14 protein-coding genes and 1 pseudogene are annotated in these 11,778 nt (G+C 72.2%); 5 read left to right on the top strand and 10 right to left on the bottom strand.

The window, feature by feature from the left end:
• Positions 1-301 precede the first annotated feature (301 nt).
• Entirely contained in the window at positions 302-952 is a 651-nt protein-coding gene (locus AB0I22_RS26445; RefSeq protein ID WP_363133397.1) for a DNA-3-methyladenine glycosylase, read from the bottom strand.
• A 178-nt stretch (positions 953-1,130) separates the two neighbouring features.
• Between AB0I22_RS26445 and AB0I22_RS26440 the strand changes: the two genes are divergently transcribed.
• Complete coding sequence (locus AB0I22_RS26440) at positions 1,131-1,913, top strand: sporulation protein (protein ID WP_363133396.1); 783 nt, start codon at positions 1,131-1,133, stop codon at positions 1,911-1,913.
• 73 nt (positions 1,914-1,986) lie between these two features.
• Here the strand turns inward: AB0I22_RS26440 and AB0I22_RS26435 are convergent, their stop codons facing one another.
• Together AB0I22_RS26435 and AB0I22_RS26430 are read right to left on the bottom strand one after the other, a co-directional pair.
• Positions 1,987-2,418 carry a barstar family protein gene (locus AB0I22_RS26435; protein ID WP_363133395.1) on the bottom strand — a complete coding sequence of 144 codons (432 nt, stop codon included), beginning with the start codon at positions 2,416-2,418 and terminating at the stop codon, positions 1,987-1,989.
• Complete coding sequence (locus AB0I22_RS26430; RefSeq protein ID WP_363133394.1) at positions 2,415-2,891, bottom strand: ribonuclease domain-containing protein; 477 nt, start codon at positions 2,889-2,891, stop codon at positions 2,415-2,417. Before AB0I22_RS26430 ends, AB0I22_RS26435 begins: the two co-directional genes overlap by 4 nt.
• 90 nt (positions 2,892-2,981) lie before the next feature.
• Between AB0I22_RS26430 and AB0I22_RS26425 the strand changes: the two genes are divergently transcribed.
• Both AB0I22_RS26425 and AB0I22_RS26420 read left to right on the top strand, forming a co-directional pair.
• Positions 2,982-3,521 (top strand): YbhB/YbcL family Raf kinase inhibitor-like protein, encoded by a 540-nt coding sequence (locus AB0I22_RS26425; RefSeq protein ID WP_363133393.1) that lies wholly within the window; start codon positions 2,982-2,984, stop codon positions 3,519-3,521.
• A gap of 454 nt (positions 3,522-3,975) precedes the next feature.
• Positions 3,976-4,479 (top strand): HNH endonuclease, encoded by a 504-nt coding sequence (locus AB0I22_RS26420; RefSeq protein ID WP_363133392.1) that lies wholly within the window; start codon positions 3,976-3,978, stop codon positions 4,477-4,479.
• A gap of 66 nt (positions 4,480-4,545) precedes the next feature.
• Here the strand turns inward: AB0I22_RS26420 and AB0I22_RS26415 are convergent, their stop codons facing one another.
• The 3 genes from AB0I22_RS26415 to AB0I22_RS26405 all read right to left on the bottom strand — a co-directional run bounded on the left by AB0I22_RS26415 (position 4,546) and on the right by AB0I22_RS26405 (position 6,888).
• Positions 4,546-5,496 carry an SPFH domain-containing protein gene (locus AB0I22_RS26415; RefSeq protein ID WP_363133391.1) on the bottom strand — a complete coding sequence of 317 codons (951 nt, stop codon included), beginning with the start codon at positions 5,494-5,496 and terminating at the stop codon, positions 4,546-4,548.
• 85 nt (positions 5,497-5,581) lie between these two features.
• Positions 5,582-6,004 carry an NfeD family protein gene (locus AB0I22_RS26410; protein ID WP_363133390.1) on the bottom strand — a complete coding sequence of 141 codons (423 nt, stop codon included), beginning with the start codon at positions 6,002-6,004 and terminating at the stop codon, positions 5,582-5,584.
• A 74-nt stretch (positions 6,005-6,078) separates the two neighbouring features.
• Positions 6,079-6,888, bottom strand: coding sequence for an ABC transporter ATP-binding protein (locus AB0I22_RS26405; protein ID WP_363133389.1), 810 nt, complete (start codon positions 6,886-6,888; stop codon positions 6,079-6,081).
• A 92-nt stretch (positions 6,889-6,980) separates the two neighbouring features.
• Here AB0I22_RS26405 and AB0I22_RS26400 point away from each other — a divergent pair, with 92 nt between their 5' ends.
• Complete coding sequence (locus AB0I22_RS26400; protein WP_363133388.1) at positions 6,981-7,799, top strand: hypothetical protein; 819 nt, start codon at positions 6,981-6,983, stop codon at positions 7,797-7,799.
• 110 nt (positions 7,800-7,909) lie between these two features.
• Here AB0I22_RS26400 and AB0I22_RS26395 read toward each other — a convergent pair whose 3' ends face one another.
• From AB0I22_RS26395 to AB0I22_RS26380, 4 genes are all read right to left on the bottom strand, one after another.
• Positions 7,910-8,167, bottom strand: a complete 258-nt coding sequence (locus AB0I22_RS26395) for a chaplin (RefSeq protein ID WP_363133387.1) — start codon at positions 8,165-8,167, stop codon at positions 7,910-7,912.
• Positions 8,168-8,402: 235 nt separating this feature from the next.
• Positions 8,403-8,648 (bottom strand): chaplin, encoded by a 246-nt coding sequence (locus tag AB0I22_RS26390; RefSeq protein WP_363133386.1) that lies wholly within the window; start codon positions 8,646-8,648, stop codon positions 8,403-8,405.
• 200 nt (positions 8,649-8,848) lie between these two features.
• A complete protein-coding gene (locus AB0I22_RS26385) occupies positions 8,849-9,529 on the bottom strand; it encodes a response regulator transcription factor (RefSeq protein ID WP_363133385.1) in 681 nt (226 codons plus the stop codon).
• Positions 9,522-10,679, bottom strand: a complete 1,158-nt coding sequence (locus AB0I22_RS26380; RefSeq protein ID WP_363133384.1) for a GAF domain-containing sensor histidine kinase — start codon at positions 10,677-10,679, stop codon at positions 9,522-9,524. The genes AB0I22_RS26385 and AB0I22_RS26380 overlap by 8 nt, the downstream gene beginning before the upstream one ends.
• A gap of 219 nt (positions 10,680-10,898) precedes the next feature.
• On the opposite strand from AB0I22_RS26380, the pseudogene AB0I22_RS26375 reads away from it, so the two are divergent.
• Positions 10,899-11,663: pseudogene (locus AB0I22_RS26375) on the top strand (SDR family oxidoreductase); the annotation flags it as partial.
• Positions 11,664-11,778: the final 115 nt, after the last annotated feature.

Here is an 11,778-nt window from a genome sequence, read left to right as displayed (position 1 = left end):
CTTTCGGCTTCTTCGCGTTTCCAACCCTACCAGATCCGTTTTCCGTTCCGTTTCCGGTCGGAATTCTTTCTCCGGTCCCCGTTGGAGGGGGTTTCCCGCGCCTTCCGGCGTGGTCACTACTTTAGCGAATTCTCCCGGCGACTCATAATCGAGCCGATCGAGGCAATTTTCGGCACAGCCGAATAAGGCCCCGGTTTGGGGGATGTTCTCGTAGTAGTGGTTGTGCCGCCCTGCGGTCCGCGCACACAGCGCTGTCCGTCTCAAGCGGCTCGGGCCACGTTAGGCGGCCAGAGGCTCGGAGTCAAGCGGCGGGGGTGCGGCGGCGACGGGGGGTGTGCGCGCGGTAGGGGCTGACCGTCGGGTCTCCGTCGATCCAGTAGCGCCAGGGGTGGACGCCGCCCTCGCCGCTGACGCCCGTACGGGGGCCGTTGCGGATCAGTGCCGGGTGGGCCGGGGTTCCCGTCAGGACCGACAGCGGGCCCTGCGGACCGGCGCAGATGTCGGTGCCGTTGAGGGTTCGGTCGATGTCGAGGGCGGTGGCGAGGCGGGCGGGGCCCTTCGTCAGCTCCCGGTCGTTGCGTGCCTTGGGGCGGCGTGTGTAGGCCAGCTCCGCTCCGGTCGTCACCTCGCCGGCGCGGAGCAGGACCCCGCTCGCGGTGTCTTCGGGGCCGCACACCAGGTTGAGGCTGAACCACATGCCGTAGATGAAGTAGACGTACGCGTGTCCGGGCGGGCCGAACATCGAGGCGTTGCGCGCGGTGCGGCCGCGATAGGCGTGCGACCCCGGGTCGGCCTGACCCGCGTACGCCTCGACCTCTGTAAGGCGGAGCTCGATCGGACCGTCCGGGGTCATGCGGACGAGGGTGCGGCCCAGGAGGTCCGGCGCCACTTCCAGCACGGGGCGGTCGAAGAAGTCTCGGGTGAGCGGGGCCCGCTCCGGAGCGTCGATCATGCGGATCAAGGCTACTGGAATGGGCGAACGGGCGGCTGGCCGAGCGGGGCGGGGCTTGCCAGGGTGGGGCCGCGCGGAACCGGCGGAAGCCGTTTCGCGTTCGTACGGACCGACAGGGACGACGGGACGAGAAGACACTGCGCGGGCCACGGGCGTGGTCGCCGGGGAGGAACGACACATGGGCTTCAAGAAGCTGCTGGCGAGCTTGGGCGCCGGCGGGGCCTCGGTCGAGACGGTGCTGTTCGAGGAGAACGTGGTTCCCGGCGGGGTCGTGCAGGGCGAGGTCCGTATCCAGGGCGGATCGGTCGCGCAGCGGATCGAGGGGCTGTCCGTCGGGCTTCAGGCGCGGGTCGAGGTGGAGAGCGGGGACAGCGAGTACAAGCGGGACGTCGAGTTCACCCGGGTGCGGCTGGGCGGCGCGTTCGAGGTGCGGGCGGAGGCCGTGCACTCGGTGCCGTTCGGGCTGGAGATCCCGTGGGAGACGCCCGTCACGATGTTCCTGGGGCGGCATCTGACGGGGATGGACGTCGGCGTCAGCACCGAGCTGCAGATCGCCCGTGCGGTGGATTCGAGCGACCTCGATCCGGTGAACGTGCATCCGCTGCCGGCGCAGCAGGCGATCCTCGACGGGTTCGGCGGCCTCGGGTTCGGTTTCCGGAGCGCGGACCTGGAGCAGGGGCATATCCGGGGGACGCGGCAGGCGCTGCCGTTCTACCAGGAGATCGAGTTCCACGCGCCGTCGCAGTACCGGGGGATCAGCCAGGTCGAGCTGACGTTCGTCGCGGACGACCGGGGGATGGACGTCGTGCTGGAGATGGACAAGAAGCCGGGGCTCTTCACGGAGGGCAGCGACTCCTACCGGGCGTTCGCCGTCGAGCACGCGACGTTCCAGGAGACCGACTGGGCCGAGTACCTCAACCGGTGGCTGGCCGAGGTCGGCGGGCGGCGCAACTGGTTCTGACCCGGCCGGGCGGACAAGGGGGCGTGTCGCTCGTATGCGTACGGGCGGCGCGCCCCCTTGGTGTCTTCGGGCCTCAGGAGTCTGCGGCCAGCAGCACGGTCATCGGCGAGTCGCCGCCGGCCCAGTGGTTCACCGACTCGGCGAAGATGTCCGCCGCGATGCCGGCGTCCTCGGGCGCCGCGGCGCGGAAGGCGTCCCAGCCCTCGACGAGGACGAGGTAGCCGCGGGTCTCGCCCCACCAGGAGAGATCGGTGAGGCAGTCGGCGAGGGCGTCCCAGTTGTGGCCGAACCAGTCGGGCAGCTCCAGATCGGCGGCGCAGCGGGCGAGGAAGGAGCTCTTGTCCGTGGCGTCGTGGAGGTTCAGTACGGCGGGCCGCCAGCCGGCGTCGGCGGCGTGCCGCGCGGTGCGGGGGACGGAAACCGGCGGGTGCCAGCGGTAGACGCCGGGTGCGACGGTGCCGTTGAGCAGGCCGGGGATGCCGGCGGCGGGCAGCAGGCCGGTCATGGGCGCGTCACCGCTTCGAAGGTCTTGTAGTGGTCGCCGGTGTAGTAGCGCTCTTCGTGGTCGCCGGTGATGATGCGCTGGGCGCCGCGGGTGCGGGCGCCCGGGGTGGGGACGGTGTACTCGTGGTAGTAGCCGCGCTTCTGCTTGGGCAGGCGCTTCTCGTAGTTGCCGAAGACGGTGCCGTCCTTCGCGTACGGGAACGGGCCGCCCTTGTCGATGAGTTGGAGGGTCTTGCGGGCCTCCCCGGGCAGCCGGTCCGTGCGGACGGTCTTCATCCCCTTGGCCCAGTCGGGGGTTCCGGCGGCGGTGGAGCCCGGCTTGGACGAGGCGGCCGGGTGGTGGGCCGAGGACGACCGGGATGACGGGGAATTTGTCTGCTTGTCCGACGAGCAGGCGGGCAGCAGAAGCAGGAGCAGCGCGGCCAGTGCGGCGGTCAGTGCGCGGACGTGGTGGTGAAAGAGGCGTTGGAGCACCTCCGTATGGTGCCAGCAGCGCTTCGGGCGCCGTCGCTAGGCTGGCGTTTTCAGCGATTCGCACGTACAGCGCGTATAGGAGGTCTTGACGTGTCCGAGCAGCAGCGACGGCCGTTGCCCCACGCTTTCCATCCGCCGGTGGCGTCGTTCACGGTGGTGAGCGACGACGTGACGCCGGGTGCGGCGCTCCCGGACGGCCAGGTCTTCGACCGGGGGAACACCTCGCCGCATCTGCGGTGGGAGGGGTCCCCGGCGGGTACGAAGAGCTTCGCCGTCACGTGTTTCGACCCGGACGCGCCGACCGGCAGCGGCTTCTGGCACTGGTCGGTCTTCGACATTCCGGCGTCGGTGACCGAGCTGCCGGCGGGCGCCGGGTCGGGTGGCATGAAGGGGCTTCCCGAGGGTGCGGTGCATGTGCGCAACGACTTCGGGACGCGGGACTTCGGCGGCGCCGCGCCGCCGCCCGGGGACGGGCCGCACCGCTATGTGTTCACGGTGTACGCCGTGGACCAGGAGAAGCTCGGTCCGGACGCGGACGCGTCGCCGGCCGTGGTGGGCTTCAATCTGCGGTTCCACACGGTGGGCCGGGCCGAACTGATCGGCGAGTACGAGGTTCCGGCGGCCGGCTGAGGTCCGTACGCGCGGCGGCGGGTGGCTTCGATCCGCTCGCCGCGCACCTCGCCGCGCGCTCGGAAAATGCGTTGCGCCCCGCCGTCCGGGATCGCACAGTGGTACGTGGCCGGCGGCTGAAGAAGGCTTTATGTCTCCACTGCCGTCGGGCAGCGGGTACCGCAGTGGCGGGGGTGGTCGGACGTGTCTTCAGGCCCGTCGACCGTCTGCCGGAGTCCGGCTCTGTGCCGGATGTCCGCGCCCGCTGTCGAACGCTCCGGGTCCCTGTTTCACGGGGGAAGGGTCCCGGAGCGTTTTCCTTTCCTCCGGCTCTTCGCGCTCATGGGCTCCGCTGCCCGTTCACCTGTCGTACGCCTTCCGGTATGCGGAAATTGCGTTGTCCGCGTGGTCCGTCCCCCGGCACAGTGGTGGCGTTCCCGCCACTGCGGCGGGAGTTGGCCGGGAGGTGGGCGGGATGCGCGAGACACTGGTGCTCAATGCGAGCTTCGAGCCGCTGGCGACGGTGTCGCTGCGGCGCGCGGTGGTGCTCGTGCTCCAGGACAAGGCGGTCGTCGAGCAGGCGCACCCGGGGCTGCGGGTGCGGGCGGCGGAGGTCGAGGTGCCGGTGCCGCTGGTGATCAGGCTCAGCCGGTACGTACGGGTGCCGTTCCGAAGACGGGCGCCGTGGTCGCGGCGGGGGGTGCTGGTGCGTGACCGGTACCGGTGCGCGTACTGCGGGCGGCGGGCGACGACCGTGGATCACGTGCTGCCGCGTTCGCGCGGCGGCGGTGACACCTGGCTCAATACGGTCGCCGCGTGCGCGGAGGACAACCACCGCAAGGCGGACCGTACTCCGGAGCAGGCGGGGATGCGGCTGCTGAGCCGGCCGTTCGAGCCGACGCCGTCGGACGCGCTGGTGCTCGCGCTGGGCGTCCAGGAGCGGCCGGCGCTGCCGGAGTGGCTGCCGGTGCCCGCGTAAAAACGACGTCCGGCCGCCGCTGCCGGGGCAGGGCGGCCGGACGGTGTCCGCTTGCGGGTCGTACGGTCAGTCGAGCGGGGGCTGTTCGCGGCGCGGCTTGGTGAGGCCCCGGGAGGGCGTGTCGCCGCCCGAATTGCCGCCGAGGAGGCCCATGTTGCCGACGGCGCCGCTGAGTCCCTTGAGGGCGTCGCCGATCTCGCTGGGGACGATCCAGAGCTTGTTGGCGTCGCCTTCGGCGATCTTCGGGAGCATCTGGAGGTACTGGTAGGAGAGCAGCTTCTGGTCCGGGTCTCCGGCGTGGATGGACTCGAAGACCGTACGGATCGCCTGGGCCTCGCCTTCGGCGCGCAGGGCCGCGGCCTTGGCCTCGCCTTCGGCGCGCAGGATCGCGGACTGCTTCTCGCCCTCCGCGGTGAGGATCGCGGACTGCCGGGTTCCTTCGGCCTGGAGGATCGCGGCGCGCTTGTCGCGGTCGGCGCGCATCTGCTTCTCCATCGAGTCCTGGATGGAGGTCGGCGGCTCGATGGCCTTGAGCTCGACGCGGTTGACGCGGATGCCCCACTTGCCCGTGGCCTCGTCGAGGACGCCGCGGAGGGCCGCGTTGATCTCCTCGCGGGAGGTGAGGGTCCGCTCCAGGTCCATGCCGCCGATGATGTTGCGGAGGGTGGTGACGGTGAGCTGCTCGATCGCCTGGATGAAGCTGGAGACCTCGTAGGTCGCGGCCCGGGCGTCGGTCACCTGGTAGTAGATGACGGTGTCGATGTTGACGACCAGGTTGTCCTGGGTGATCACCGGCTGCGGCGGGAACGGCACGACCTGCTCGCGGAGGTCGATGCGGTTGCGGATCGAGTCGATGAACGGGACGACGATGTTCAGCCCGGCGTTGAGCGTGCGTGTATACCGGCCGAACCGTTCGACGATGGCGGCGCTGGCCTGTGGAATGACCTGCACCGTCTTCATCAGAGCAATGAAGACGAGCACCACCAGAATGATCAGGACGATGATGATCGGTTGCAACGTGCTCCCCGCGCCTTCGGTTACAGATCCGGTTGTCTGAAGATCGATTCTGTCAGAACTCGCCCCTGCGGTGCAGGGGTTGAGGTCACATCACGACAGCGGTGGCACCGTCGATCTCGACGACGTCCACCTGGGCTCCCACCTCGTAGCTCTGGTCGGCGTCGAGGGAGCGCGCCGACCAGATCTCGCCGGCGAGCTTGATGCGGCCGTTGCCGCTGTCGACCCGTTCGAGGACGACGGCCTGGCGGCCCTTGAGCGCCTCGACCCCGCTCGCCAGCTCCGGCCGCTGTGCGCGGTGCCGGGCGGCGATCGGGCGTACGACGGCGATCAGGGCGACCGAGACGACGGCGAACACCACGAACTGCATCACGGTGCCGCCGCCGAGGGCCGAGGTCACCGCGGCGGCGACGGCGCCGACCGCGAGCATCCCGAATTCGGGCATCGCGGTCACGACCAGGGGAATCCCCAGCCCCGCCGCGGCTACGAGCCACCACACCCATGAGTCCACGCGTTCATCGTAGGCGCGCGGGCCCGGTCGGGACAGACCGGCTGCGGGCGGCGGGGGTGACGGATGACGCCGGATCAGGACATCGGCAGTCCCTGAGCGGTCCAGCGGTCTCCGTTGCGGGAGACGACCAGGGGGAGGCCGAAGCAGTGGGAGAGGTTGCGGGAGGTGAGTTCGAGTTCGACGGGGCCCGCGGCGAGCACCTTGCCCTGACGGATCATCAGGACGTGGGTGAAGCCGGGGGCGATCTCCTCGACGTGGTGCGTCACCATGATCATGGAGGGGGCGAGCGGGTCGCGGGCGAGCCGACCGAGGCGGCGTACGAGGTCCTCGCGGCCGCCGAGGTCGAGACCGGCGGCGGGCTCGTCGAGGAGGAGCAGCTCGGGGTCGGTCATCATCGCGCGGGCGATGAGGGTGCGCTTGCGCTCGCCCTCGGAGAGGGTGCCGAACTTCCGCTCGGTGTACTCGGTCATGCCGAGCACGTCGAGGAAGGCGCGGGCGCGCTGCTCGTCGACCTCCTCGTAGTGCTCCTGCCAGCCGGCGGTCATGCCGTAGGCGGCGGTGAGCACGGTCTGCAGGACGGTCTGGCTGCGCGGCAGCTTGTCGGCGAGGGCGATGCCCGCCATGCCGATGCGCGGGCGCAGGTCGAAGACGTCGACCTTGCCGAGCTGCTCGCCGAGGATCGTCGTGGTGCCGCGGGTCGGGAAGAGGTAGCTGGAGGCGACATTGAGGAGGGTGGTCTTGCCGGCTCCGTTGGGGCCGAGGATCACCCAGCGCTCCCCCTCCTTGACCGACCAGGAGACCTGGTCCACCAGAGCCCGGCCCTCGCGGACCACTGATACGTCCACCAGCTCCAGCACATCGCTCATGAGCGCGTTGTCTCCCATTGCAGTCTCGATCGTCGCGGGCGCCGGTAGGCGCAGCCCCCGTATAAAACCTACGCCACCGGGTGTCGGTGCCAGTCCTTAGGCTGGGGCCCATGCTCGATGAACCTCGCTCAGGACGGCTCGCCGCGTGGGGAAACGCCCTCATTGCCGGACTTGTCTCGCCCGATGACGCCGCGCATCACATCACCGGGGACGATGCCGCGCACCGTGTCGCCGCGCTGCCCGGCGAGTCCGGGCCGGTCGGGCTCACCCTCGCGCTCGGGCGGCTGCGCTCGCTCGGAGCGAGGGGGCTGCGCGTCGCGCTGCCGGTGCCCGGCCATCCGCTGGGCCTCAGCGGACCCTCTGAGTTCAACGCGCGGGCGCTGGAGGCCGAGGAGGCGGTGCTGGTCACGGGAGCGGCGCTCGGGCTCGTACCGCGGGTGCGCGAGGCGGGGCCGGCGGCGGACGTGCCGGCCGCGGACCGGCACGTGGAGGTCGTGTGGGACTGCCTGCCCGTCCGCGATGCGCCGCCCGCCGACGTGCCCTCGCTCGGGGAGGCGGAGCGGGAGCTGGCCGAGGCGCTGCGGGAGGCGACCGCGGTGCTCTCCCGACTGGACGTGGCCGGGTCCGGGCCGGTGGCGCAGGCGGCCCTGGAGGCGTACCGGGCGCGGGCGGAGCGCGGCCGGGAGGTGCTGGCGCCCGGCTATCCGGCGCGGGCGGCGCGGGTGCTGGAGCTCGCGCAGCGGGTGGGGGCGCTGATCGCCATCGCGCATGGGGCGGGCGGCGACGGCCGGGAGCACGGCGGGGCGGTGAGCGCGTCGGAGATAGCGGCGCGGGCCGAGGCGCTGCGGCCGGTGGAGCGTACGGCCCGGCGGGCCCAGGTCGCCGCGTACAACGCGTTCGTCGAGGAGCGGGAGCGGGACCGGCGCTGAGGGGTACCGGCACTGAAGGGGCTCGCCGGGCCGGACGGCGGCGGGCCTGAGACGCGGGAAGGCCCCGCGGACCGGTGAGCGGTCCGCGGGGCCTTCCTGGGCGCCTTGGGTCAGCGGTTGACGCAGGTGTTGCCGAAGGCCGGGTTGAGCAGCCCGATGACGTCGATCGAGTTGCCGCAGAGGTTGATCGGGACGTGCACCGGCACCTGGAGCAGGTTGCCGGAGAGCACACCGGGGGAACCGACGGCGGCGCCGTGGGCGATGGCGCCGCCGCCCCCGTTGTCGTGGGCGAACGCGGAACCGGCGGCGGCGCCCGCGGCGAGGCCGGCGGTGGCGATGACCAGGGCCGCCTTCTTGGCAGTGTTCATGAAGAGACTTCCTCCTGCTGGATGTTCGACGACCCCGGCCGCGGGATCGCACGCTGGCAAACGCGCCCACCGCGCGGATGACACGGGTCGCGAGCGGGTTGCCCACGATCGGATCAACGTTCGGCCCTGAGAACGGGTCCGGCCCCCCGGACGCTGTCCGGGGGGCCGGTGGTGTGCGGCTGGGCCGCGGTGCCTCGACTAGCGCTCGTCCCGGCAGGCTTCGCCGGTCAGGGCACTAGCGGTTCAGGCAGGTGTTGCCGAAGACCGGGTTGAGCACCCCGATCACGTTGACCGAGTTGCCGCAGGCGTTCACGGGGACGTGCACCGGCACCTGGACGGCGTTGCCGGAGGCGACGCCAGGCGAGTTCTTGACGACGCCGCCGGCGTGCGCACCGCCGTGGGCGGAGGCGACGCCCGCGCCGGCGACGGCCAGACCACCGGCGGCGATCGTGATGGCGGCGAGCTTCTTCATGTTCTTCACTTCTCAGATCCTCCTCGCGTGGCCGCGGCCAATCGCCGCGGCACGCCATGGAGAACTGAGCTGGGCCATTCGAGTTGCGCCACCGGCCCGACATTCACACGACCGTATGAAGTTGCCCGGGTGTGCCACCGGCCGGCCCCGGCCGTGCGTAGCCGGTGCGTAGGCCGTGTGACCAGGGCCGTCAGCGGTTCTCAGGCTCCTCAGGCCCCGATGCCGTGCCGCACCGCCCACAGGGCGGCCTGGGTGCGGTCCGCGAGGTCGAGCTTCATGAGGATGTTGGAGACATGGGTCTTGACGGTCTTCTCGGAGAGGACGAGGGCGCGGGCTATCTCGCGGTTGGACCGGCCGTCGGCGATCAGGCCCAGCACCTCGCGCTCCCGCTCGGTCAGCGTCGTGCCGCGCCCGTGCCCGCCGCCCGTCACGTCCTGCGACAGCAGCGCCCCGGCGACCTCGGGCTGGAGCAGCACATGCCCGGCGTGTACGGACCTGATGGCGCCGGCCAGCGCGTCCGGGTCGACGTCCTTGTAGACGTAGCCCGCGGCGCCCGCGCGCAGGGCGGGGACCACGGTGCGCTGCTCGGTGAAGCTGGTGACGATCAGGACCCGGGCCGGGTTGTCGAGGCCGCGGAGCTTGCGGAGCGCCTCGATGCCGTCGGTGCCGGGCATCTTCACGTCCATCAGCACGACGTCGGGCCGCAGCTCCTCGGCTCGGGCGACGCCCTCGTCCCCGTCGGCGGCCTCCCCGACCACCTCGATGTCGTCCTGGACCTCCAGGAAGGTGCGCAGTCCGCGGCGGACGACCTGGTGGTCGTCGACGAGCAGCACCCTGATCGCCCGCGCGTCGCCCGTGGCCGTCCTGGGACCGTCGGCGTGTTCAGCCACCGGGCACCTCCATCTCGATCGCGGTGCCCTTGCCGGGCCCCGAAGTCACGGTCATCCTGCCGCCGACGCCGCTCGCCCGGTCCCGCATCGACACCAGGCCGAGGTGGCGGCCGGCCCGCCGGACCGCGGAGGGGTCGAAGCCGCGGCCGTCGTCACAGACGCGCAGCAGCGCGCCCTGGCCGCGGCGTACGAGCGTGACGTCGACCCGATCGGCCCCGGAGTGCCGCAGGGCGTTGTGCAGGGCCTCCTGCGCGACCCGCAGCAGCGCTTCCTCCTGGGCGGCCGGCAGGGCCCGTACGCCCTGCGCGTCGAAAGTGACGCCGGCGGTGTGGGCCCGGTCGAGGACCTGGATCTGGGTGCGCAGGGTCGCGATGAGCCCGTCCTCGTCGAGGGCCGCGGGGCGCAGCTCCACGACGGCGGCGCGCAGCTCGTCGGCGGCCTCGGCGGCCAGCGCGGCGACCTGCTGCAGTTCGCCCTTGGCGCGGGCGGGGTCGCGGTCGACGAGGGCGGTGGCGGCCTGGGCGGTCAGGCGCAGCGAGAAGAGTTTCTGGGCGACGGCGTCGTGGAGTTCGTGGGCGAGGCGGGCCCGCTCCCCCGCGATGGTCAGCTCGCGGCTGCGCTCGTAGAGGCGGGCGTTGGTCAGCGCGATGGCGGCGTGCTGGGCGAGCATGCGCAGCAGTTCCTCGTCCTGCGCGGTGAAGCCGCAGCCGCCTTCCGGTTTGGGGCACCTCTTGTTGGCGAGGAAGAGCGCGCCGAGCACCTCGTCGCCGTCGGCCACCGGCATGCCGATGAAGTCGGACATGTCGGGGTGCGCGGCGGGCCAGCCGCCGAAGCGGGGGTCCTCGCGGACGTCGGCGAGGCGCTCGGGGGTGGCCCTGTGGAGCATCGCGGCGAGGATGCCGTGCTGGCGGGGCAGCGGGCCGATGGCCTTCCACTCCTCGTCGCTGACGCCGTCCACGACGAACTGGGCGAAGCCGCCGTGATCGTCGGGGACGCCGAGCGCCGCGTATTCGGCGTCGAGCAGTTCGCGTGCGGACACCACGATCGTCTTGAGGACGTCGTGGACCTCCAGGTGTCTGCTCATGGCCAGCAGGGCGGTGCTCACCGCGGCCAGGCCCGTGGGCGGGCCCTGGCCGTTTCCGTTGCTCATGGGGGTCACCGTACCGGCGGCCCGGCGCGGGCGTATCGGGCCTGGGGAGGCCTGGTCCCTACCCCTCGCGGCCTAGGCCGAAGTGCCTTCGCGCGGTGGGTCCGGCAGCCGAGGCGGGCGGCGGGGGGCCGTTCCTACGGTGGCGTGGAACGGACCGAGAGGCTGAAGCGGCCACGAGGGCCGAACAGGCCGCGAAGAACGAGAAGGGGGATGGAGTCCATGCCGGTGGCGATCATCACGGGGGCTTCGAAGGGCCTGGGCCGCGCGCTGGCGACGGCGCTGGCCGGGCGCGGCTGGGATCTGGTGCTGGACGCCAGGTCGGCGGGGCCGCTGCGGGACGCGGTCGCGGCGCTGGAGGAGGGGGGCGCTCGGGAGAAGAAGGGGACTGGGGAGAAGAAGGGGGCCGGCGAGGGGGACGGGGCGCCGGCCGGTGGGCGGGTGGTGGCGCTGCCCGGAGACGTCACCGACGCGCGGCACCGGGCCGCTCTGGTGTCCGCCGCGCGCGGGCTCGGCGGCCTCGACCTGCTGGTGAACAACGCGAGCGCGCTGGGCGCCGAGCCGCTGGTCTCCCTGGAGTCGCATCCGCTGGACGGGCTGCGGGCCGCGCTGGAGACCAACGTGGTGGCCCCGCTGGGGCTGGTGCAGCAGGCGCTGCCGCTGCTGCGGGCCGCGCCGGGCGGTGCGGTGATCGACGTCAGTTCGGACGCGGCCGTCGAGGCGTACGGGACGTGGGGCGGCTACGGCGCGTCGAAGGCGGCGCTGGAGCAGTTGTCGGCGGTGCTGGCGGTGGAAGTGGAGGAGGCAGGGCTGCGGGTCTGGTGGGTCGATCCCGGGGACATGCGCACCGACCTGTACGCGGCGGCGGAGCCCGGCGAGGATCTCGCGGGCCGGGCGCTGCCGGAGGAGGTGGCGCCGGCCTTTCTGCGGCTGCTGGACGAGCGGCCGGCGAGCGGGCGGTACACGGCTGCGGAGCTGCTCGGGGGCGGGCGGGCCGAGCCCGAGGCCGAGGCCGGACGCCAGCCCGAGGCCGGACGCCAGCCCGAGATCGGACACGAGCCCGAGGCCGGACGCCAGCCCGAGGCCGGACGCCAGCCCGAGG

Source organism: Streptomyces sp. NPDC050610 (genome assembly GCF_040654875.1).
Classification (GTDB): domain Bacteria; phylum Actinomycetota; class Actinomycetes; order Streptomycetales; family Streptomycetaceae; genus Streptomyces.
The sequence above is the reverse complement of the archived record's forward strand: the minus strand, read 5'-3'. Positions and strand labels throughout refer to the sequence as shown.

What these genes read in the sequence shown, in the direction of transcription:
- AB0I22_RS26445 (WP_363133397.1), bottom strand. Translation starts at nt 952, where the DNA reads ATGATCGACGCTCCGGAGCGGGCCCCGCTCACCCGAGACTTCTTCGAC.
- AB0I22_RS26440 (WP_363133396.1), top strand. Translation starts at nt 1,131, where the DNA reads ATGGGCTTCAAGAAGCTGCTGGCGAGCTTGGGCGCCGGCGGGGCCTCG.
- AB0I22_RS26435 (WP_363133395.1), bottom strand. Translation starts at nt 2,418, where the DNA reads ATGACCGGCCTGCTGCCCGCCGCCGGCATCCCCGGCCTGCTCAACGGC.
- AB0I22_RS26420 (WP_363133392.1), top strand. Translation starts at nt 3,976, where the DNA reads ATGCGCGAGACACTGGTGCTCAATGCGAGCTTCGAGCCGCTGGCGACG.
- AB0I22_RS26405 (WP_363133389.1), bottom strand. Translation starts at nt 6,888, where the DNA reads ATGGGAGACAACGCGCTCATGAGCGATGTGCTGGAGCTGGTGGACGTA.
- AB0I22_RS26400 (WP_363133388.1), top strand. Translation starts at nt 6,981, where the DNA reads ATGCTCGATGAACCTCGCTCAGGACGGCTCGCCGCGTGGGGAAACGCC.
- AB0I22_RS26395 (WP_363133387.1), bottom strand. Translation starts at nt 8,167, where the DNA reads ATGAACACTGCCAAGAAGGCGGCCCTGGTCATCGCCACCGCCGGCCTC.
- AB0I22_RS26380 (WP_363133384.1), bottom strand. Translation starts at nt 10,679, where the DNA reads ATGAGCAACGGAAACGGCCAGGGCCCGCCCACGGGCCTGGCCGCGGTG.